Origin of the sequence: Paraburkholderia sp. GAS334 (assembly GCF_050436625.1) — a bacterium.
Classification (GTDB): domain Bacteria; phylum Pseudomonadota; class Gammaproteobacteria; order Burkholderiales; family Burkholderiaceae; genus Paraburkholderia.
Window position 1 is genome coordinate 57,162 of the sequence record NZ_JBNDMO010000017.1, and the last position, 19,750, is coordinate 76,911.

16 protein-coding genes are annotated in these 19,750 nt (G+C 63.1%); 2 read left to right on the forward strand and 14 right to left on the reverse strand.

Annotated features, from left to right (window positions below; genetic code table 11):
* Window positions 1-46 precede the first annotated feature (46 nt).
* Window positions 47-922 (forward strand): formyltetrahydrofolate deformylase, encoded by an 876-nt coding sequence (gene purU / locus P3T21_RS26120; RefSeq protein ID WP_429258859.1) that lies wholly within the window; start codon window positions 47-49, stop codon window positions 920-922.
* An 87-nt stretch (window positions 923-1,009) separates the two neighbouring features.
* Here purU and P3T21_RS26125 read toward each other — a convergent pair whose 3' ends face one another.
* The 10 genes from P3T21_RS26125 to P3T21_RS26170 form a co-directional block, all read right to left on the reverse strand.
* On the reverse strand, window positions 1,010-1,867 hold the full coding sequence (locus tag P3T21_RS26125) for a glycine betaine ABC transporter substrate-binding protein (protein WP_429258860.1): 858 nt from the start codon (window positions 1,865-1,867) through the stop codon (window positions 1,010-1,012).
* A 146-nt stretch (window positions 1,868-2,013) separates the two neighbouring features.
* The gene (locus tag P3T21_RS26130) at window positions 2,014-3,255 is read right to left on the reverse strand and encodes a 2Fe-2S iron-sulfur cluster-binding protein (protein WP_429258861.1); all 1,242 of its coding nucleotides are present in this window, start codon (window positions 3,253-3,255) and stop codon (window positions 2,014-2,016) included.
* 33 nt (window positions 3,256-3,288) lie between these two features.
* Window positions 3,289-4,599: an aromatic ring-hydroxylating oxygenase subunit alpha gene (locus P3T21_RS26135; protein WP_429258862.1), complete on the reverse strand. Its 1,311-nt coding sequence runs from the start codon at window positions 4,597-4,599 to the stop codon at window positions 3,289-3,291.
* 73 nt (window positions 4,600-4,672) lie between these two features.
* Window positions 4,673-5,449 (reverse strand): electron transfer flavoprotein subunit beta/FixA family protein, encoded by a 777-nt coding sequence (locus P3T21_RS26140; RefSeq protein WP_429258863.1) that lies wholly within the window; start codon window positions 5,447-5,449, stop codon window positions 4,673-4,675.
* On the reverse strand, window positions 5,446-6,615 hold the full coding sequence (locus P3T21_RS26145) for an electron transfer flavoprotein subunit alpha/FixB family protein (protein WP_429258864.1): 1,170 nt from the start codon (window positions 6,613-6,615) through the stop codon (window positions 5,446-5,448). The genes P3T21_RS26140 and P3T21_RS26145 overlap by 4 nt, the downstream gene beginning before the upstream one ends.
* 4 nt (window positions 6,616-6,619) lie before the next feature.
* On the reverse strand, window positions 6,620-8,533 hold the full coding sequence (locus tag P3T21_RS26150; RefSeq protein ID WP_429258865.1) for a (Fe-S)-binding protein: 1,914 nt from the start codon (window positions 8,531-8,533) through the stop codon (window positions 6,620-6,622).
* Between the two features lie 2 nt (window positions 8,534-8,535).
* On the reverse strand, window positions 8,536-10,599 hold the full coding sequence (locus tag P3T21_RS26155; protein WP_429258866.1) for an FAD-dependent oxidoreductase: 2,064 nt from the start codon (window positions 10,597-10,599) through the stop codon (window positions 8,536-8,538).
* 61 nt (window positions 10,600-10,660) lie between these two features.
* Complete coding sequence (locus tag P3T21_RS26160) at window positions 10,661-11,197, reverse strand: DUF5943 domain-containing protein (RefSeq protein ID WP_429258867.1); 537 nt, start codon at window positions 11,195-11,197, stop codon at window positions 10,661-10,663.
* Between the two features lie 47 nt (window positions 11,198-11,244).
* Window positions 11,245-12,216 carry a dipeptidase gene (locus P3T21_RS26165; protein WP_429258868.1) on the reverse strand — a complete coding sequence of 324 codons (972 nt, stop codon included), beginning with the start codon at window positions 12,214-12,216 and terminating at the stop codon, window positions 11,245-11,247.
* 18 nt (window positions 12,217-12,234) lie between these two features.
* A complete protein-coding gene (locus P3T21_RS26170) occupies window positions 12,235-13,509 on the reverse strand; it encodes a serine hydroxymethyltransferase (protein ID WP_429258869.1) in 1,275 nt (424 codons plus the stop codon).
* Window positions 13,510-13,942: 433 nt separating this feature from the next.
* Here P3T21_RS26170 and P3T21_RS26175 point away from each other — a divergent pair, with 433 nt between their 5' ends.
* A complete protein-coding gene (locus P3T21_RS26175) occupies window positions 13,943-14,938 on the forward strand; it encodes a GlxA family transcriptional regulator (protein WP_429258870.1) in 996 nt (331 codons plus the stop codon).
* A gap of 146 nt (window positions 14,939-15,084) precedes the next feature.
* On the opposite strand, the gene fdhA is transcribed toward P3T21_RS26175, so the two are convergent.
* The 4 genes from fdhA to P3T21_RS26195 all read right to left on the reverse strand — a co-directional run bounded on the left by fdhA (window position 15,085) and on the right by P3T21_RS26195 (window position 19,732).
* The gene (fdhA, locus tag P3T21_RS26180; RefSeq protein WP_429258871.1) at window positions 15,085-16,284 is read right to left on the reverse strand and encodes a formaldehyde dehydrogenase, glutathione-independent; all 1,200 of its coding nucleotides are present in this window, start codon (window positions 16,282-16,284) and stop codon (window positions 15,085-15,087) included.
* Window positions 16,285-16,803: 519 nt separating this feature from the next.
* Window positions 16,804-17,802, reverse strand: coding sequence for a tyrosine-type recombinase/integrase (locus P3T21_RS26185; RefSeq protein ID WP_429258872.1), 999 nt, complete (start codon window positions 17,800-17,802; stop codon window positions 16,804-16,806).
* Entirely contained in the window at window positions 17,799-18,752 is a 954-nt protein-coding gene (locus P3T21_RS26190; protein WP_429258873.1) for a tyrosine-type recombinase/integrase, read from the reverse strand. Before P3T21_RS26190 ends, P3T21_RS26185 begins: the two co-directional genes overlap by 4 nt.
* A complete protein-coding gene (locus P3T21_RS26195) occupies window positions 18,749-19,732 on the reverse strand; it encodes a site-specific integrase (RefSeq protein ID WP_429258874.1) in 984 nt (327 codons plus the stop codon). The genes P3T21_RS26190 and P3T21_RS26195 overlap by 4 nt, the downstream gene beginning before the upstream one ends.
* Between the last annotated feature and the right edge of the window lie 18 nt (window positions 19,733-19,750).

Here is a 19,750-nt window from a genome sequence, read left to right on the forward strand (position 1 = left end):
GCATGCCGCGCCCCGCGGCATCGCCTATAGTCTGAGTGGAGAGTGCATGTCTTCCGATCCCCGTCCCGATCAACTGGTGCTGACTGTCGCGTGTCCGAGCGCAGCAGGCCAGGTCGCCGCCGTCGTCGGCTTTCTCGATCGACATCATTGCTATATTGACGAGCTCACTGTTTTCGACGACGACCTCAGCGAGCGCTTCTTCGTGCGCTGCGTGTTTCATGGTGTGGATCGCAACGAAGCGCTGCAGATGCAGGCACTGCAACGCGAGTTCACACCGATCGCCGAGCGCTTCCAGATGACATGGGCGATGCACGACGTCGGCACGCGGCCGAAGGTGCTGATCATGGTGTCGAAACTCGAACACTGTCTCGCCGATCTGCTGTTCCGCTGGCGCATGGGCGAACTGAAGATGAATATTGTCGGCATCGGCTCGAATCATCGCGATCTCGAACCGCTCGCGCGGCAGCACGGCTTGCCCTTCCATCATCTTCCGATCAGCGCCGGGACGAAGCCGCAACAGGAGGCGCGCCTGCTCGATCTGTTCGAGACGTCCGGCGCGGAACTGATGATCCTTGCGCGTTATATGCAGATTCTCTCGGGCGAAACGAGCCGCGCACTCGCTGCGCGTGCGATCAACATCCATCATTCGTTTCTGCCCGGCTTCAAGGGCGCAAAACCGTATCACCAGGCGCATACGCGCGGCGTCAAACTGATCGGCGCGACCGCGCATTTCGTCACCGACGATCTCGACGAAGGTCCCATCATCGAACAGGTGGTCGAACGCGTCGATCATTCGTACAGCCCGGAGCGGCTGCTCGCCACCGGCCGCGACGTCGAATGCATCACGTTAGCACGTGCGGTGAAGGCGTTTATCGAGCGGCGCGTGTTCATCAACGGCGATCGCACCGTCGTGCTGCAATAAGCGAAAACGCCGCTAAACAAGCGGCGTTTTCTCTTTCTCCAGTGAAGTTGCCGCGATGCAGGCAACCCGGTCAGTGCAACGAGCGCGTCACTTCACCCAGCTATCCACCCGATCGCCGTGCGCGCTGATCCACGCATCCGCGGCGGCGGTCGGCTTCTCGCCGTTCTGCGTCGACAGCATCACGCTGTCGATCTCGCCCGGTTTCCATTGGAACTTCTTGAGAAACGCGACGACCGGCGGCGCCTTCTTCTCGAGTTCTGGATTCACAACGCTATCCACATGTTCCGCTTCGCCGAACACTTTCTTCGGGTCGTCGAGGAATTTCAGCTTGTACTTCGCGAACATCCAGTGCGGCTTCCAACCCGTCACGATGATCGGCTTGTTAGCGGCTTCCGAGCGCGCCAGTTCAGCGGTCATCGCGCTGCCCGAACTGGGCATCAACTGATAATTGAGGTTATAGGCCTTGATCGCTTCGCTGGTTTTCTGCATCACGCCCGCGCCGGCATCGATGCCGACAATACGTGAGCCGAACTCCGCCTTCTTCGCTTCCAGATCGCCGAGTGCATTCACGTCGACGTTTTCCGGCACGATCAGGCCGATTTTCGCGTCGTTGAAGTTCGGGCCCAGGTCGACCACCTTATCCTTGAAGTTGTTCCAGTATGCGCCGTGCGTGACCGGCAGCCAGGCGGACAGCGTCGCGTCGAGGTCGCCGCGCGCCACGCCCTGCCACATCACACCGGCCGCGACCGGCACGAGTTGCACTTGATAGCCGAGGCGCTTCTCGATCACGCGCGCGGCCACGTTCGAGGTGGCCACGCTATCGTCCCAGCCTTCCACGTAGCCGATCTTGATGGTCGGCTTCGTATCCGCCGACACGCCCACGCTGCTCGCCGCCAGCGCCGTGCTCATCGCGCTCAACACCAGTATCTTTTTGATCAGTCTCATCGTCGTGCTCCCGTTCACCGTTCAGACAACCCATTGAGCATTTAGAATCACCAGCCAGAATTGTCGGGTAGCGCCGATTTCCGACATCCAGTTGTCCGCAAGCGACCTGCATCGCCGACGAACGGCTAGTGCACCGTGTTTTCGTCCTACTTATCGACGACCAGATCGCTCAACGGCTTGCTGCAGCAAAGCAGCACCATGCCCTGATCGATTTCCCGCTGACGAATGCCGCCCGCGTGCTTCATCGCGACCTCGCCCGACACGAGCTTGACCTTGCAGGTGCCGCACATGCCTTGCGTGCACGACGCCGGCAAACGCACACCGGCTTTCTTTGCCGCATCGAGCACGTGCTGTCCGCTGCCGCATTCGATCTCGCGACTGCTTTTAGCGAAGCTGACCTTGAACGTGATCTCCGTCTCGACGGACGTGTTGACCGGTGCCGGATCGGGCGCGAACCCAACTGACTGCTCCCGCGCGTCGACCAGAGTCTCCGCCGTCTGCAACGCATCGGCCACGTGCGCGGTCGTCAATTGCGTGACCGCTCCGTTGACTATTTCGCCGACCGTTTCGAACGAGAAGCTTTCCTCGTGATAGTGACCGCGGTCGAAGCCGCCCTCTTCCAGCAGATTGCGCACCGCCTGCATATACGGCGCTGGCCCGCAGGTGAAGATTTCCCGCTCCAGAAAATCCGGCGCGATCAGCTTGAGCAGCGGCAATGTCAGAAAACCGGTGACACCTGGCCAGTTCGTGCGCGCGCCTACCCGTTCGCAAACGAAAGCCGTGCGGAACCTGGCCTGATTCGATGCGATCAGATCCAGTTCTCGCGCGAAAATGATGTCGTCCGGCGTGCGGGCGCTGTGCACGAACACGATATCGCTGTCTTCGCCGAGCTCGTGATGCGCGCGGCTCATCGACATCAATGGTGTGATACCCGAGCCCGCCGAAAGATACAGATACTTGCGCGCCGGATGCCGCGCGCAGGTGAATTCACCGGACGGTCCCAGCACACGCACCTGCATGCCGGGGTGTAGATTGTCGTGCAGCCAGTTCGACACCTTGCCGCCCGGCACGCGCTTCGCCGTGATCGAAATAGTGTGCGGGCGCGTAGGCGGCGACGAGATCGTATAGCAGCGATTCACCGGCTCGCCGTCGATCTCCAGCTCCAGAGTAATGAACTGCCCCGGCTCGAATACGAACACCCGTTCAGACGGCGCACGAAAGAAGAAGCTCTTGACGTCATGCGTTTCCTGCCGGACCTGGCAGCACACCAGCGTGTCGTCGGCATCGCTGTTCCAGCGCGCCGGCAACGTCTCCCAGAACCGCGGCTGCGTGACGCGGTTGGGAGCCGCTTCGGGACTGAGCTGAAATGTCGCCGGATCGCGCATCATTGTTTTCTCCCGCTCCTGGTTGCGGCGTCGCGCTCAGCGCTTGAACGACACGACTTTTTCGCCGTGCGAAACCGGCGTGTCGCCGGCATCCGTGGTGCGTGGCGCATCGCTGTAATCCGCCATGCGGCCGATGTACCACGCGCAGAATTTCTCGACGAGTCCTTCGGTGAACGGCGAGTACGGGCCCGGCTCATACGCGCTGCTGTTCGCGCCACGCTGCGAGTACTCGACGAGCGCGCGGTCCTGGTCGTTGGTCGCGCGCCATACGGCTGTCAGGTTGTTCACGTCGTAGTCGATGCCTTCGCGCGCGTCCTTGTGCACAAGCCACTTGGTGCGCACCAGCGTTTTTCCGGCCGACAGTGGAATCACCGAGAAGCTGACGATATGGTCGCTCATGAAGTGATGCCACGAATTCGGCTGTGTCCAGAACGACAGCCCGCCGAGGTCGGCCTGCTCGAAACCGCCGAGCAGTTTCTTCGACGCCACGCGCGCATCCATGGTTTGCGATTCGCCGTCGCGGTCGAGTGGCAAACGTTGCGTGCGAAAGCCGGTGACAAGATCGTCGAGCCGGTCGATTTCCGCCGACGGCAGCTTCATCGCTTCCCATTGCGCGGTGCGGCGCGCCACGGTCGCTTCAAAAGCGGCCATGCCTTCTTCGTTGGCAGGCGTGCGTTGATAACCGAACCCGTATTCGTACAGGGAAATGGTCAGCTCGGGATGGTTCGCGACGCAGTGATAGCACTCACGATTGTTCTCCATCGTCAGCTTCCAGTTGCCTTCCTCGATGATGTCGATCGACGCCGCGATCTTGCAGTTCTGCAGATCGTGCGGCAGCAGATACGGCTCCATTTCGGCGCGCACCACCGCGAAATCCGCGGGCGGCGTGTCGGCGAGGCAGATGAAAATCACCCCGGCGAGGTTCTCGACGTGCACCGTCTTCAGGCTATGTTTGCAGCGGTCGAACTGATCGCCCATGTGTTCGGCGAACATCAGCTCGCCGGTCAGGCTGTAGGTCCAGCTGTGGTACGGGCACACGATATTGCCGAGCGAACCCTTGTCGGTATTGCACAGCCGCGCGCCGCGATGGCGACACACGTTGTGGAACGCCCGCACCTGCATGTCGTCGTCGCGCACGATCAGGATCGAATCGTTGCCGATGTCCACCGTGATGTAATCGCCCGGCTCCGGCACGTCCGGCTCGACCGCGACCTGAATCCAGTGTTGCCGGAAGATCGCGTCGAGATCGAGCGCGAAAATGTCTTCGCTCGTATAGAACGGCGCTTCCAGCGTATAGCCTCTTTTGCGGCGTTCGATCATTGCGCGAACGTCTGCGGAAACTTTCATTGTGTGCTCCGTTGCGTGTCACGTCTGGCGCCGCGCCAGGCCCTCCTGGTCGCATGCTGGCCGGAACCGGAAATCAGTAATCTACGAGTTGATGCTCGCGCAAATACGCGAGGATCACTTGTGCTTTTTCGACGGAACTCCCTTCAATTACGACGTTGCCGCCGCGGCTTTCCGTCGTGGTCGCCGAGAGCATGCGGGCGTGGCCGGAGCGCTTTTCGGCGGCGGCGAGGCGCACGGGCCTGGCGGTGGCCGGGCGGGTGCTCCAGGCGAGGCGGTCAGCATCGGCTGCGGCCTGCGTCGGAACCGCGCGGATCGCGCCTTCGCGCATGCGTGCGTACGCGTAACCCGGCGCGGCGTTTGCCATCGGATGCACGGCGATCAGCGCAGGCAACTCAACCTCCACCCGCCGGCGCAAACCCTTCGGCATGAACTGGCGAATCTCGGCGCAACCGTCGCGAATCGTCAGATCGACGGCCGCGCCGACCAAAGGAATCTCCAACGCATTCGCGACGCGATACGGCAGCATGCCGCTGTCAAACGCGCCTTCGGCACGGGTCCCGGTCAGCACCAGGTCGTAGCCCTTCAGGCGCTCGGCCAGCGGCGCCGCCGCATCGGTTTGCAGTTCCGGCGTCGACGGCAGGTCAAGCACTTCGACGCTGCGCGCGCCCAGCGCGAGATATTCGCTTAACGCGGGATTCGACGGGTCGCCGGCATGCAGCACGTCGAGCGTCGCGGCGTGCTCTTTCGCGAGCGACAGCGCGATGCCCAGCGCGGCGGCGTCGTTGCGGCTGTAGCGCGCCGTGCCGCTAACCGGATGGCGTCCCACTGAAACCAGTACGGCGATTTTCATACGAGCGCTCCTTCGGCAACGGCCGCGGAATCCAGCAGCGCAGCGCCCGTGCCGCGCGCGCTGCGCGCAGCAGCCGCCGCTTCTGTCAGTGCCGCGATGGTTTCCCGCGCGTCGGCAATCACGGTCAGATTCGCGCGTTTCGCAATCGGCGCGCTGGCGTCGAGATTGACGGCGATCACGTGCCGGCAATCCTTGATGCCCTGCAGATGCTGCACCGCGCCGGAAATACCGAACGCGATATAGACGCTCGCTTCGACGGTCTTACCGGTCGCGCCGATCTGCTTGTCGCGCGTGAACTTGCCGTCGTCCACGGCGACGCGGCTTGCGCCGATCGCGGCGCCCAGCGTGCTCGCCAGACGCTCGAACGCGGCGACATCGCTGACGCCGTTGCCCGCCGACACGATGAAATCCGCTTCTTCCAATGCGAGCCGGGCAGCGTCGATCTCCTCGATGCCGAGATCGCGCACCACGCCTTTGGACGACACGGGCTCGCCGTCGAAGCGCCACACCACGCGTTCGCCCGCGCCGATAAACGGCAATTTCGGATCGACCGCGTGCGGTGCGAGCAGAACGACCTCGGGCAACCCGCGCGCGGCGAATGCACTATTGGCCTGCACGTAAGTCGCGACATGCGTCGCGTCGATCTCGACGACATGCGTCGCGACGCTTGCATTGACGGCGGCCGCATAACGGCGGCCCAGATCGCCGTCGCCGGTTGCGTTGTCGGGCATAAAAACGTGCACCGGCGCATAGGCCGCAATGCACGCGGCCAGTGCGTTCAATGCGTCGATCGGCGCAAACCGGCGGCGGTCGAACATCGGCAACTCGATCAGCTTGTCGGCGCCGAGCGCGGCCGCGTCGCCGGTGAATTCACCGAATACCAGCAACACGACTTCGGCGTGTGCGTCCGCGATCAGCGCCGCGGCGGCAAGCGCCTGGCGTGCGTGATCATCGAGCGCGCCACGGTCAGCGTGCGCGGCGACCAGCATCACGCGCTGCGGCGTGGCCGTGGTGCGACGAGGTTTCGGCTGCTCGCGATGCGCGGAGCCGGGCGCGGGGAATCCGGTCAAGCCCGCGGCACCGGCAACGCCGGCCGTGATGCGTTTGAGCCCTTCCGCCGTGATCGTGAACGGCCGGCGCGGATCGATTCGTTTGAGATTGTTCATCGCGTTACTCCAGCGCCGCTGCAACCAGTTCGGCGACGTCGAGCACTTCCGGACGCGGGCCGACCACGCCTTCGAGCATCGCCGTGCAATTCGGGCAACCCACCGCGACGATGTCAGCGCCGACCGCGCGCGCGTCGTCGATACGGATGTCCGGAATGCGCTTCTTGCCGGGAATATCGGTCAACGGCGCACCGCCGCCACCCCCGCAGCAACGTCCGCGCATGCCGTTGCGCTCCATTTCCATCACCTTGATGCCGATGATTTTCAGCAGGCGGCGCGGCGCTTCCGTTTCACCGTTATAGCGGCCCAGATAGCACGGATCGTGATACGTGATCTTGCGATCCGCGAATGCGGCGACCGCGCGCGGCGACAGCTTTCCGCTGGCAACCAGTTCCTCGATCAGCGCCGTGTGATGCTGCACTTCGTAGAAGCCGCCGAGCGCGCGATATTCATTACGCAGGCTGTGCAGCACATGCGGGTCGGCGGTCACGATCTTGCGGAACGCGTACTGCGACAGCGTGCCGATCAGCTTGTGCGCGAGCTGCTGGAAAGTGGCTTCGTCGCCGAGCCGCCGTGCGGTGTCGCCGGTATCGGTTTCGACACCGCCCAGCACCGCATAGTCGATGCCCGCGCGGTTCAGCACCTTCACCAGCGCGCGCAGCGTGCGCTGATAACGCATGTCGAACGCGCCTTCTCCGGCGATCAGCAGCACGTCCACCGGACGCCCCGGCTGCGCGACCTGCACCTGCAGATCGACGGCCCAGTCGTAACGCGCGCCGATGTCGTAGCCGTTCGCGCTGCCGGTCTCGCGCAGGTTCGCGAGCGTGACCGGCCCTTTGCCCGGCACGTTGCCTTCAACCAGCGTCTGGTTGCGCCGCATATCCACGATCGCATCGACGTGCTCGATCAACATCGGGCACTCCTGCACGCAAGCGCGGCAGGTCGTGCACGACCACAGCGTATCCGCTTCGATGAGGCTCGAAATCAGCGGCTTGCCCGGCGCCCCGCCGTGCTGGCCGACCGGAATGCCGGGCGTCGGGCTGCCCGCGTACGCGGCGTCCGTGCCGCCCACCATCCCGGTAACGAGGTCCTGGATCAGCTTCTTCGGATTGAGAGGCTGACCGGCGGCGAACGCGGGGCACGCCGCTTCGCACTTGCCGCACTGCACGCACGCGTCGAAGCTCAGCAACTGGTTCCAGCGAAACTCAACCGGCTTGCCGACGCCATATTCTTTTGCGTCGAGCAGCGGCGCCTTCAGCGCGGTCGGCGGCACGATGTCGTGATCGTTGCGCCCGGCAAAACGCTCCTGGCGCGGATGAAACGCGAGATGCAGGAGCCCGGCGAGCGCATGCTTCATCGGACCGCCGCGCGCAGCGCCGAAGGTCATCGTGAAAGCGCCCACGCCGATCAACAATGCGACGATCACCGCGAGCGCACCCGACATCGCGGCCGCCGGCAGCGCGATAAAAAGCGCGAGACCCAGCGCGAACGACCCGAGCAGCAGCGGCAGACGGTCCCACGGCCCACGCGAGAGCCGCGCCGGCACCGCCTTCGCGCCATGTCGCCGACGCCAGACGAACACCGCGCCCATCAACATCACGAGCGCCGCGAGGAAGATCAGCTTGTCGAGCCACGGCGAATAGATCGCGAGCCCGTAGTTGACGAACACCAGCGCCATCGCGAGGAGCGCACCGCCCGCAGTCGCCACGTGCGTCTTCGCGATGTACGGATCGCGCGCGACCACATGATGCAGGTCCACGAAATAGCGCTTCGGAATGGCAAGCAGATTGGCCCAGCCGTATGCGCCCGCTGCCGTCGCGCGGCCTTCGCGCCAGTAAGCGGCGCGTCTGGCCAGCGCGAACGCGAGGCCGGCCACCGACAACCACAGCAGGACGGTGATGACAAACACGGGGCTCATCGTCAGAAATCCTTGCAAAGGCGCAGCGCGTCGTAAATCGCGCCGTGAATGTTGTGCATCGAAATGCAGTCGCCGACGCGGAACAGCAGGAAGCGGCCGTTACCAAGGTCCTCGCTCAACGAAGGCTGGGGTTCGGAGGCGAACAGCTTGTGGACGTCCACCTGGCCGCGATTGACCGACTCCGGCTTGAGCGCCCAGTACAACGCGTCGTTCGGCGTGCTGCCGTTTTCGATCACAACCTGATCGACCGCGCGCTCTTCCTGCTCTTCCGTGTACTCGTTGCGGATCACGGCGATTTTTTTGCCGTTCTCTTCGTAGACCTTGTCGAGCCAGTAGTTCGGCGTGTGAATCACGCCTTGCGCATAGAGGCGGCGATAGAAGATCGGGAACGTGGTGCCGCCCACGTCATCGGCCACTTTCACATCGGGCGTGACGATCTCGACGTTCGAGCCGCGGCTCGCCATGAAGTCGGCGACGCCCGCACCGGCATGCGTGCTCACGCCGTCATAGACCAGCACGTTCTTGCCCGGCTCGACCTTGCCCGACAGCACATCCCACGAACTGACCGCGAGTCCTACTTCAACGCCCCACGCGGCGACTTGCGACGTGAACGACGAACCGCCCGTCGCCAGCACGACGATGTCCGGGTTCTCAGCCATGATGGTGGCCTGATCGGCGGCAACGCCAAGACGGCGGTCGACGCCAAGGCGCCTGGTTTCCATGTCGAACCAGCGCACGATGCCCGCCATCTGCTCGCGCTGCGGCGCTTTCGCGGCCAGCATGATCTGGCCGCCGACGTAGTCGTTCTTCTCGAACAGCACCACGTCATGACCGCGCGACTTCGCCACGCGCGCCGCTTCGAGTCCCGCCGGACCCGCGCCGACCACGACCACCTTGCGCTTCGGCCCCCGTGTCTTCGCGATCACGTGCGGCATGGTTGCTTCACGCGAGGTCGCCGCGTTCTGCACGCACAGCACATCCAGCCCGTTGTACTGCCGGTCGATACAGTAATTCGCGCCGACGCACTGCTTGATTTCATCTTCGCGGCCATCGCGAATCTTGATGACCATATGCGGATCGGCGATCTGCGCGCGCGTCATGCCGATCAGATCGACCATGCCGCTGGCGAGCAGACGTTCAGCCTGGCCCGCGTCGCGGATGCTCTGCGCGTGCATCACCGGCAGCTTCACGACCGATTTGATGCCGGCCGCGAGATGCACGAACGGCTCGGGCGGCAGCGCCATCGGCGGCATGCAGTTCGCCAGCGTGTTGTGCGTGTCCGCGCCGGAACCGATCACGCCGATGTAATCGATCAGACCGGTTTCCGACATCGCCACTGCGATCTCTTTCAATTGCTCGTGATCGAGCCCGTCCTCGTGGAATTCGTCGCCGCACATGCGCAGACCGATACAGAAATCCGCGCCCACCGCTTCGCGCACCGCTTTCAACACTTCGGTCCCGAAACGCAGACGGTTTTCGAGTGAGCCGCCCCATTCGTCGGTGCGGAAATTCGTGCGCGGGCTCCAGAACTGATCGATCAGATGCTGGTGCGCGGCCGAGATTTCGATGCCGTCCATCCCTGCATCCTTGACGCGCTTCGCGGCGGCCGCGAAGTCGCTGATGATGCGGCGAATCTCCTCCACCTCGATGATCTTCGCGTTGCCGCGGTGCACGGGCTCACGCACGCCGGACGGCGACATCAGATGCGGCCAGTGCTCGCCGTGAAACGCCGAACGGCGGCCCATATGCGTCGCCTGAATCATGATCTTCGCGCCGTGCCGGTGCATCGCCTCCGCGAGGCGCGCGAGCGGATCGATAATCCTGTCGGTGGACAGATTGACCGACTTCCACCAGCCCTGCGGACTGTCGATCGACACCGGGCTCGAGCCGCCGCACACCGCGAGGCCGACGCCGCCCTTCGCCTTCTCCTCGTAGTAACGGATATAACGGTCGCCGGGCAAACCGCCGGGTTCCGCATACACCTCCGCGTGCGCGGTGCTGACGATACGGTTGCGCAAGGTAAGCTGGTTCAGCGTGAGAGGCTTGAAAAGGTTCGGGTAACGCATCGCGATCGACCTCGGAATGAACAGGCTTGTTGCGGTGTTTTGTGCGCGTTTTCGTGTGCTGTTACGACGTCAGCGGCGACACTTCGAATACGCAGTGATCGTGGCCTTCGGCCGCGCATTGCACTTCTTTCGAATATGACGGGGGACCTTTACGTGCCGAATCCGGCGCCGTGTCGTTGACCCAGTCCAGCGCGCCCGCGAACCAGCCGGAGAACATGTAGCAAAGCTTGCCTTGCTTGCCCGGCTGCGCGAGCACGAACGACGAGTGATGCAGTTCGATGCGCGCGTGCGAGCTGGACGGATCGGCTTCGGTGATCTTGAAGAGACCCCAGCCGCGTTGCGACAGACGGTTCAGGTAATGCTCGAACACCGCCATGCCGGCAATGCCGTGCTGCTTCGCTTCCTTGTCGCACCAGAAATACGCGGACCGGTAGCCGGCCGTATATAGAATCCCGGCATACGTGTCGCGGCCGAGCGCTTCTTCGACGGCGGTATGGTTGTTCGTGAAGAAATGGCGCGGCACGTACAGCATCGGCAGCGCGTCGGTGGTCCAGACGCCGGTGTCCGGATCGACATCGATGGGCAGTTGAGGTTGCATGGGGAGACTCCGTTGTCAGGTGGGTGGTTTTTGTGAGCGAGCGGAGATCAGACCTTCCACACGTTGCCGAACACCCGCACCCAGTTGTCGCCCATGATCTTCCTGATACGCGTCTCGCTCCAGCCGGCGCGTTCCATCGCCGCCGTCAGGTTCGGAAACTCGCCGATCGTGCGGATGCCTTCCGGATTCACCACCTTGCCGAAGTTCGTCAACTGGCGATAACGGCCTTTGTCGTGCGTGATCCAGTCGAAGAATTCGGTGCTGTAACCCTGCGTGAAGTCCGTGCCGATGCCCACCTGATCTTCGCCGATCAGGTTCACCACGTATTCGATCGCCTCGATATAGTCTTCGACGGTCGCGTCCGGGCCGCGCTTCAGGAACGGCGCGAACATCGTCACGCCGACAAAACCGCCTGCGTCCGCGATCTCTTTCAGCTGTTCGTCGCTCTTGTTGCGCGGATGCTCTTTCAGGCCCGACGGGCAGCAGTGCGAGTAGCACACCGGTTTGTTCGAAGCGGCAATCGCTTCGGATGAGGTCTTGCCGCCCACGTGCGACAGATCGACCATGATGCCGACGCGGTTCATCTCCTGAATCACTTCGCGGCCATAGCCCGACAGGCCGCCGTCGCGTTCATAACAACCCGTGCCCACCAGGTTCTGCGTGTTGTAGCAAAGCTGAACCACGTTCACGCCGAGGTCCTTGAACGCCTCGATATAGCCAAGGTTGTCCTCGAATGCGTGCGCGTTCTGGAAGCCGAAGATGATGCCGGTCTTGTTCTCTTTCTTGGCGCGGTAAATGTCGTCCGTGGTGCGCACGAGCGTCAGGATCTCGCTGTAGTCGCGGATCTGCTGCTTCATTTCAGCGATGTTGTCGACGGTCTTCTGGAAGCTTTCCCAGACGGACACCGTGCAATTCACCGCGGTCACGCCGCCCTTGCGCATATCTTCGAACACCGTGCGCTCGAACTTCGAAATGTTCAGACCGTCGATGATGATGCTGTTGTCGTGCAGAGTGCTCATCGTTTGCTCCAGGCGTGCTCAGTAGATGGGAAAGCGTTCGCACAGCGCGAAAATCTCGCGGCGCACGCGTTGTTCGGTGGCGGCATGGCCTTCCGTATGGTCGCGCAGCGCGTCGAGCACTTCGACGATCAGGCGGCCCACGTCGCGGAACTCGGCTACGCCGAAGCCGCGCGTCGTGCCCGCCGGCGTGCCGAGGCGAATGCCGGAGGTCACCGTCGGTTTCTCGGTATCGAAAGGAATGCCGTTCTTGTTGCAGGTGATGCCGGCGCGTTCCAGCGCCTGCTCGACCTGGTTGCCCTTGAGCCCCTTGGGCCGCAGGTCGACCAGTAGCAGGTGGTTGTCGGTGCCGCCCGTCACCAGATCGACGCCGCCCGCCTTCAATACTTCGCCGAGCGCCTGCGCATTGGCGAGCACGTTGTCGATGTAGGTCCTGAAACCGGGTTGCAGCGCCTCGCCGAACGCCACCGCCTTGCCGGCGATCACATGCATCAGCGGGCCGCCCTGCAAACCTGGAAACACCGCGGAGTTGATCTTCTTCGCGATCTCTTCGTCATTCGTCAGCACAAAGCCTCCGCGCGGACCGCGCAACGTCTTGTGCGTCGTCGACGTGACGACGTGCGCATGCTCGACCGGATTCTGGTGACGGCCCGCCGCGATCACGCCCGCGATGTGCGCCATGTCCACCATCAGCTTCGCGCCGACGCTGTCGGCGATCGCACGCAGCCGCGCAAAATCCAGAGCGCGCGGATAGGCCGAGAAGCCGGCGATCAGCAGCGCCGGCATATGTTGGTGCGCGAGTTCCTCGATTTGCTCGTAGTCGATCAGCATCGTGTCGCGATTCACGCCGTACTGCACCGCGTTGAACCACTTGCCCGAAAGGGCCGGCTTCGCGCCGTGCGTGAGGTGGCCGCCCGCGTCGAGCGACATGCCGAGCACCGTGTCGCCCGGCTTCACCAGCGCGAGCATCACGGCGCCGTTTGCCTGCGCGCCCGAATGCGGCTGCACGTTGGCGAATTTCACGTTGAACAGCTGCTTGATCCGGTCGATCGCGAGCGATTCGATCACGTCGACGTATTCGCAACCGCCGTAGTAACGCTTGCCCGGATACCCTTCCGCATACTTGTTGGTCAGCACCGAGCCCTGCGCTTCGAGCACCGCGCGCGACACGATGTTTTCCGACGCGATCAGCTCGACTTGCGACTGCTGGCGCTCGAGCTCTTTCAAGATGGCGCCGCGCACCGCCGCATCGCGCGTCGCCAGCGATTCGTCAAAGAAGGGATTCAGGTTCGACATGGAAGGTCCGTGAATTCAGGAAACAAGCCGTCAACGAGTGCCGGAAGCCGCCTTGAAACCCTGCCGCAACCGGTCTGCATGGCTTCTATTCTTGACGCTCGGCTCGCACGTCAATTTATGAATTCAGACGCGTTCTTTACCTTTTCCGCCATGCGCGACCTTTTTCGACAAGTCGCCTCAGCGTCGCCGCAACCGGTTTTCGAACGACCGGGCTGATGTTGCACTGCAGCTGACCGTCGTGCGCAGTTCAGGTGCGTATCGGCGCGGCAGCAGCGCTGTTGTGGTGCTGCCTGCCCGGCGATCCCAGCGCGATCCGCGCGCAACCGAGGGTTTAGCCTGATGGCACGGTAGTTGCCCTAGTCCTCAGAATTGCAGGAGTCGCCGCTTCCCCACGGCGACGCGATATTACAGATTCGAAGGAATCATTCCTCCCATGTCCACCGATCGCACTGCGTCGCTGTCGCATTTCGCATTCATGCCGGTGCCCAACTTCACGATGATCGCGTTCACCAACGCCATCGAAGTCCTGCGCATGGCGAACTACCTGACGGGGCAAACGCTTTATCGCTGGTCGATCGTGAGCCCCGAAGGCGGGCCGGTGATGGCGAGCAACGGGCTGTCGGTCGACACCGGGCCGGTCGAATGCGTCGGCCAGCCGGATATCGTGTTTGTGGTCGGCGGCATCGACGTGCAGCGCGCCACCACGCCCGCACACCTCTCCGCATTGCGCCGCTTCGCCCGCATGGGTAGCGTGCTCGGCAGCCTGTGCACGGGCACGTATGCACTGGCGCGCGCCGGTTTGCTGGCCGGCTACGCGTGCGCGATTCACTGGGAGAACATGTCGGCGCTCAAGGAAGAGTTTCCCGACACGCGCTTTCTGAGAGAACTGTTCGTGATCGACCGCGATCGCGTCACCTGCACCGGCGGCGTCGCGCCGCTCGACATGATGCTGAACCTGATTGCGCCGCGCGTGGGCACTGCGCGGGTCACGCAGATCGCCGAGCAGTTCATCGTCGAACATGTGCGCGATACCAGCGCGCAACAGAAAATGCCGCTGGTCGCGCGGCTCGGCTCGGCCAACAAGTCACTCTTCGAAGTGATCGCGCTGATGGAGAACAACATCGAAGAGCCGCTGTCGCGCGAAGAACTCGCACGGCTCGCGGGCATGTCACAACGGCAGTTGCAGCGCCTGTTCCGCGAGCATCTCGGGATGACGCCCACGCATTATTATCTGACGCTGCGCCTGCGGCGCGCGCGTGAGTTGCTGTTGCAGACCGACATGTCGATCATGCATATCACGATGGCGTGCGGCTTCCAGTCGGCGTGCCACTTCTCGAAGAGCTATCGCGACGCCTTCGGCACCGCGCCGACGAGCGAGCGGCGCAGGCAGGCGCCTTCGCTGGCCGCCGCGCCGGCGATGGTGGCCTGATACTGCTGCGCGGAACAAGGGCCTTTCCAGCCTGAAAAAACAAACGCACGCGTTGAACGGGAAACCGCTCAACGCGTGCGTGGTTCGCCAGGTTCTTGAGGTTCGGACGAAAGCCCGAACCCGGTCAAAAGCAAAAAACCCCTGCGTCAAGCCGCTTTCAGCAAACCGTGCGGGTCGAGGACGAACTTCTTCGGTGCGCCGCCATCGAACTGACGATAGCCTTCCGGCGCGTCGTCCAGCGACACGACCGTCACGTTCACGATGTCCGCAATCGGAAGACGGTCCCACAAGATCGCCTGCATCAGATTGTGGTTGTACTTCATCACCGGCGTCTGCCCCGTATGGAACGAATGCGACTTGGCCCAGCCTAGCCCGAAGCGGATGCTGAGGCTGCCCTTGCGCGCGGCGGCATCGGCTGAACCTGGATCGTCCGTCACATAGAGCCCCGGAATGCCGATCGCGCCTGCAGCCCGGGTGATTTCCATCAGCGAATTCAGCACCGTGGCGGGCGCCTCTTCATGCTGGCCGCTGCTGCCGTGGCCGTGCGCCTCGAAGCCGACGCAGTCCACCGCGCAATCCACTTCGGGTTTGCCGAGAATCTGCTCGATCTGCTCGCCGAGCGTGGCGTCTTTCGACAGGTCGATGGTCTGGAAACCCATCTTGCGCGCATGCGCGAGCCGCGCTTCGTTCATATCGCCGACGATCGTGCAGGCCGCGCCCAGCAAGCGCGCCGAAGCCGCCGCCGCCATCCCGACCGGCCCGGCGCCGGCAATATAGACGGTCGCGCCGGGCTTCACGCCGGCCATCACCGCGCCGTGATAGCCGGTCGGCAGAATGTCGGACAGGCAAGTCAGATCGCGGATCTTCGACATCGCCTGCGCGTGGTCGGGGAACTTGAGCAGATTGAAGTCGGCGTATGGCACCATCACGTACTCGGCCTGGCCGCCGATCCAGCCGCCCATGTCCACGTAGCCATAAGCACCGCCCGCGCGCGACGGATTCACGTTCAGGCACACACCGGTATGCTGAGCCTTGCAGGTCGGGCAACGGCCGCAAGCGACGTTGAACGGCACCGACACCAGATCGCCGATCTTCAAGGTTTCCACGTCGCGGCCTGTTTCGATCACCTCACCGGTGATCTCGTGACCCAGCACGAGGCCGACTTCAGCCGTGGTGCGGCCGCGCACCATGTGCTGGTCGGAGCCGCAAATATTCGTGCTCACCACTTTCAGGATCACGCCGTGGCCGATTGCGCGGCCACGCGGATCGACCATCTTCGGATAGTCGATCGACTGCACTTCCACCTTGCCCTGCCCGAGATACACGACGCCGCGATTGCTGCTCATTTGCCTGTCTCCATGTCTTGTGAGCGGCGCGCCGATTCGAAGTCAGGCGCCGTCTAACGAGCGTAACGCCCGCTGAAACAAAGGACATAACCCGAACGCGACACCGTTTTGGCCGGAACCGACATGCGCGGCGCAACCGCCATGCACGCTGATGCAGGGGTCGTCTCAAGATTCGGAGATTTGCGCACGTTAAGCGTTCGCGAACTGCGCTGTTCGAATCGCGCTGGTCGACCCCGTTTCAGTCACCGAAATGAGGTTCGCGACCGTCCGGTTGTGCGCCGACATAAGACCTCGGCCAGTGCGCCTGAAATCGGGTGCCGGCGAATCCGAACTACTTATAGCTGGAGCGTAAACGGTCTTTTGTTCACGGCTATCAAACCGCAGCGTGAAGAGGGTTGGCCGGGATTCGCAATTATGCTCTGCAGCGCATAAACGCTTTTAGGCACAGTTCCCGGTTATGCCCAGCTCGTCGACCGGTGTCCGTCAGCTTTGGATCGCCGGCGACGAGACTGTAGATAATCATAGCTGTTGCAGGAAGGCGAGCACGCTATCGGAAGGCTTGAACCGGAACGAGGCGGCTTCCGCCGGCGCCAGTTTCTCGAGTGCCCGCTGCTTCGTCGCCAGATCAGCATCGATGTAGACGTGAGTCGTTTCGATGCTCTCGTGCCCGAGCCAGAGAGCGATGAGACTGATGTCGACGCCCGATTGCAGCAGATGCATGGCCGTCGAGTGGCGCACGACATGCGGCGAAATGCGTTTGCCAATCAGGCTCGGGCATTTCAAGCCAGCCTGATTGACGGCTTGCTGGAGGATGTAATCGACGCCGTTGCGCGACAGTTGCCGGCCGCGATGACTGGGAAACGCGATCGGCGTGCGGGTGCTCTCAAGTTCATGGAACCACGTCTTCAATACCTGGGCCGTGTTTGACCACAACGGGATGCTTCGTTCCTTGCGGCCCTTGCCCATCAGGTTGATCAGCGTGCTGCCGCTGAACTGGACCTGCTCCTGTCGAAGGGTGATGATTTCGGAAACGCGCGCTCCGGTGTTGTACATCGTCAGCAGCAGTGCGTAGTCGCGACGACCGCGCCATAGAGACCGGTCGGGTGCTGCAAGCAGCGCATCGATTTCGACTCGGGTGAGCGCCTGCACCAGCAGTCGATCGGTCCGCTTCAACGGAATCGCAAGTACGCGGGTAGCCAAGCCCACCGACTCCGGATCGCACAGCGCGACCCATCGAAAGAAGCTGTGAATCGCTGCCAGCCTGGCGTTGCGCGATCGCACCGAATTGCGCCGCTCAACTTCCAGGTAGTCAAGAAACGACAGGATCACGGGCGCATCCAGCGCGGCCAGGCGCAGTGACGAAGGTTCAATGTGCGTTTCGTTCCAGACGAACTGGAGCAAGAGACGGAACGTGTCTCGATAGCTCGATACCGTTCTCGGGCTGACATGCTTATGGGCGAGCAGGTGTTCGACGAAGAAGCCCTGCAGCAACGGGCCGATCATAGTAGTGGTCTTCATGACTTCTCTCCCAGACTTGCATACTGCCGGAACGTCGCCGCCGCAGTAGTCAGCAGTGCCGGCGTCGCGGTCAGGTACCAGTACGTTTCCACGGGGCTGACATGCCCGAGATAGACGGACAGATTCGGTATCCATTGCTGAACCGGTGCACCCTCCAGGCACCATTGCGTCAGACGCTCGACGGCGAAGGTATGGCGCAGGCTGTGCAGCGTCGGCGACCTGGTGCCCGAAGACGGCACCATGCCGAGCCGGTAAGCCGTGCGCGCGAACCAGTTCGCGAAGAATCCGTAGCTGATCGCCGTTCCGACCTCGGACATGAAGAACAGATCCGATAGCCCGGCGTAGCCGAGCTTCTGCCGCAGCAGCACATAGGCCTTCAACTTCTCGGAGGTCGTCGGGTGCAGGGGCACGATTCTCGACTTCCGAAACTTGGTCTCGAGGATCGAGATCCTCGGCGGATCGGCGTCAAGCAGCACGTCGTCGACCGTCAATCGAATGGCCTCGCCCGCCCGGATACCGGTGCTGGCCAGCAGGCCAATCATCGATACGTACACGTGCGGTCGCAATCTGCGACGAGGCCGCATTGCCGCGGCGGCATCCAGAAGGCGGGCGAGTTCCTCCTGAGTGAAGATGTAGGGCCTACGCCGTCGCGGTCGCGCAAGCAATCCGCTTCCGGGAACCTGCGTTTCCGGAACGCTCGCGCGCAGGAAGTACAAAAACCGCCGGGCCGTAGAAAGGCGACTTGCCTGCCCGGCCGGACTGCGGACGGATGATGGCCCGCACGCCCAGTCAACCGCAAGCTGCGCGTCGATCGGCCACCTGTCGGCGACGATCGCATACTCGACGAAGCTTCTCAGCACTGCCTTTCTGGCCGCATCGTTGAAGCCGAGCGCCTCCCGAACGGCAAGATAGGCCTCAAGGTGGTCGCGTAACTCTGGATGCCCGTTCATGACCGTACTCCCGGCCACGGCAAGGCCACGTGCGCGAGCGTCGCGAGATCGAGCTTCGCATAGATCGCCGTCGTCGCCAGCGAGGCATGTCCCAGCACGTCGGCGACTTCCTTGAAGGTTGCGCCTCGGCATACCATCTGCGTGGCCGCAGTGTGACGCAGCGCATGTGCCGCGGCCGGGATACCCGTCACGCCGGCACGGGTCATCGCTTGGCGGACCGTTCTTGAGACGACCGACGAGTCGAGAATTGGCCCGTACGGTTCCCGCCTACTCAGGAAAACCGCTCTGCAAGCACTGGCGGGGCGTTCGTGTTGAAGATAGGCGCACAATGCTTCGCCGACCTCGCAAGGCAACGGCAGTCGCCGTTCGCGGTGAGACTTTCCAGGACGAACGCGCACGCAGCCCTCGACCCAGTCGATGTCGTCGAGCATCAAATGCGTGAGCTCGCAGGCCCGTACGCCCATTCTCGCCAGGACCAGCAACATCGCCCGATTGCGCAACTCGTGGGCGCTGCCGTCGAGCGCTGCTCCGAGCACGCGCTCGGTCTCCTCTGCGGTGAGACGAACCGGCAGAGAGGCGTACTTCCACTGGGGCATCGAGGGAATCGCGGCTTCGAGCTCACGGCCCGCCATGCCGCAGAACACCAGATACCGGAGCCAGGCTCGCAGTGCAGTACCTGGCTTCTTGCGCGAGTGTCCGTGAAGACGTGCAGCCTCCTGGCGAACAAAGGCGGTGAGCCATTCCGCGCGAGGCACCCACTGGTCACGGGCGATTGCCGGGCCGTACTCCGCCAGGAACCGCCGGACAAAGAAGCGATATTGGCGGCGGGACGCGGCTGCAAGCCCCACGACCTGCGAGAGATGGCGATCGAAATCGCCGACCCAGCTGTTCAGTTCGTCGGGCAGTGCTGCCTGCGCCAAACGCTTGCCGTCACCTCGTGATCGAGTTGCGGACGAAGTCGGAGACGGAGTGTTGTTCATGAGCTTCTCCCGTCGGCC

Excerpts from the sequence above, each read along its gene's own strand:
- purU (WP_429258859.1), top strand. The coding sequence starts at position 47 with ATGTCTTCCGATCCCCGTCCCGATCAACTGGTGCTGACTGTCGCGTGT.
- P3T21_RS26125 (WP_429258860.1), bottom strand. The coding sequence starts at position 1,867 with ATGAGACTGATCAAAAAGATACTGGTGTTGAGCGCGATGAGCACGGCG.
- P3T21_RS26130 (WP_429258861.1), bottom strand. The coding sequence starts at position 3,255 with ATGATGCGCGATCCGGCGACATTTCAGCTCAGTCCCGAAGCGGCTCCC.
- P3T21_RS26135 (WP_429258862.1), bottom strand. The coding sequence starts at position 4,599 with ATGAAAGTTTCCGCAGACGTTCGCGCAATGATCGAACGCCGCAAAAGA.
- P3T21_RS26140 (WP_429258863.1), bottom strand. The coding sequence starts at position 5,449 with ATGAAAATCGCCGTACTGGTTTCAGTGGGACGCCATCCGGTTAGCGGC.
- P3T21_RS26145 (WP_429258864.1), bottom strand. The coding sequence starts at position 6,615 with ATGAACAATCTCAAACGAATCGATCCGCGCCGGCCGTTCACGATCACG.
- P3T21_RS26150 (WP_429258865.1), bottom strand. The coding sequence starts at position 8,533 with ATGAGCCCCGTGTTTGTCATCACCGTCCTGCTGTGGTTGTCGGTGGCC.
- P3T21_RS26155 (WP_429258866.1), bottom strand. The coding sequence starts at position 10,599 with ATGCGTTACCCGAACCTTTTCAAGCCTCTCACGCTGAACCAGCTTACC.
- P3T21_RS26160 (WP_429258867.1), bottom strand. The coding sequence starts at position 11,197 with ATGCAACCTCAACTGCCCATCGATGTCGATCCGGACACCGGCGTCTGG.
- P3T21_RS26165 (WP_429258868.1), bottom strand. The coding sequence starts at position 12,216 with ATGAGCACTCTGCACGACAACAGCATCATCATCGACGGTCTGAACATT.
- P3T21_RS26170 (WP_429258869.1), bottom strand. The coding sequence starts at position 13,509 with ATGTCGAACCTGAATCCCTTCTTTGACGAATCGCTGGCGACGCGCGAT.
- P3T21_RS26175 (WP_429258870.1), top strand. The coding sequence starts at position 13,943 with ATGTCCACCGATCGCACTGCGTCGCTGTCGCATTTCGCATTCATGCCG.
- fdhA (WP_429258871.1), bottom strand. The coding sequence starts at position 16,284 with ATGAGCAGCAATCGCGGCGTCGTGTATCTCGGGCAGGGCAAGGTGGAA.
- P3T21_RS26185 (WP_429258872.1), bottom strand. The coding sequence starts at position 17,802 with ATGAAGACCACTACTATGATCGGCCCGTTGCTGCAGGGCTTCTTCGTC.
- P3T21_RS26190 (WP_429258873.1), bottom strand. The coding sequence starts at position 18,752 with ATGAACGGGCATCCAGAGTTACGCGACCACCTTGAGGCCTATCTTGCC.
- P3T21_RS26195 (WP_429258874.1), bottom strand. The coding sequence starts at position 19,732 with ATGAACAACACTCCGTCTCCGACTTCGTCCGCAACTCGATCACGAGGT.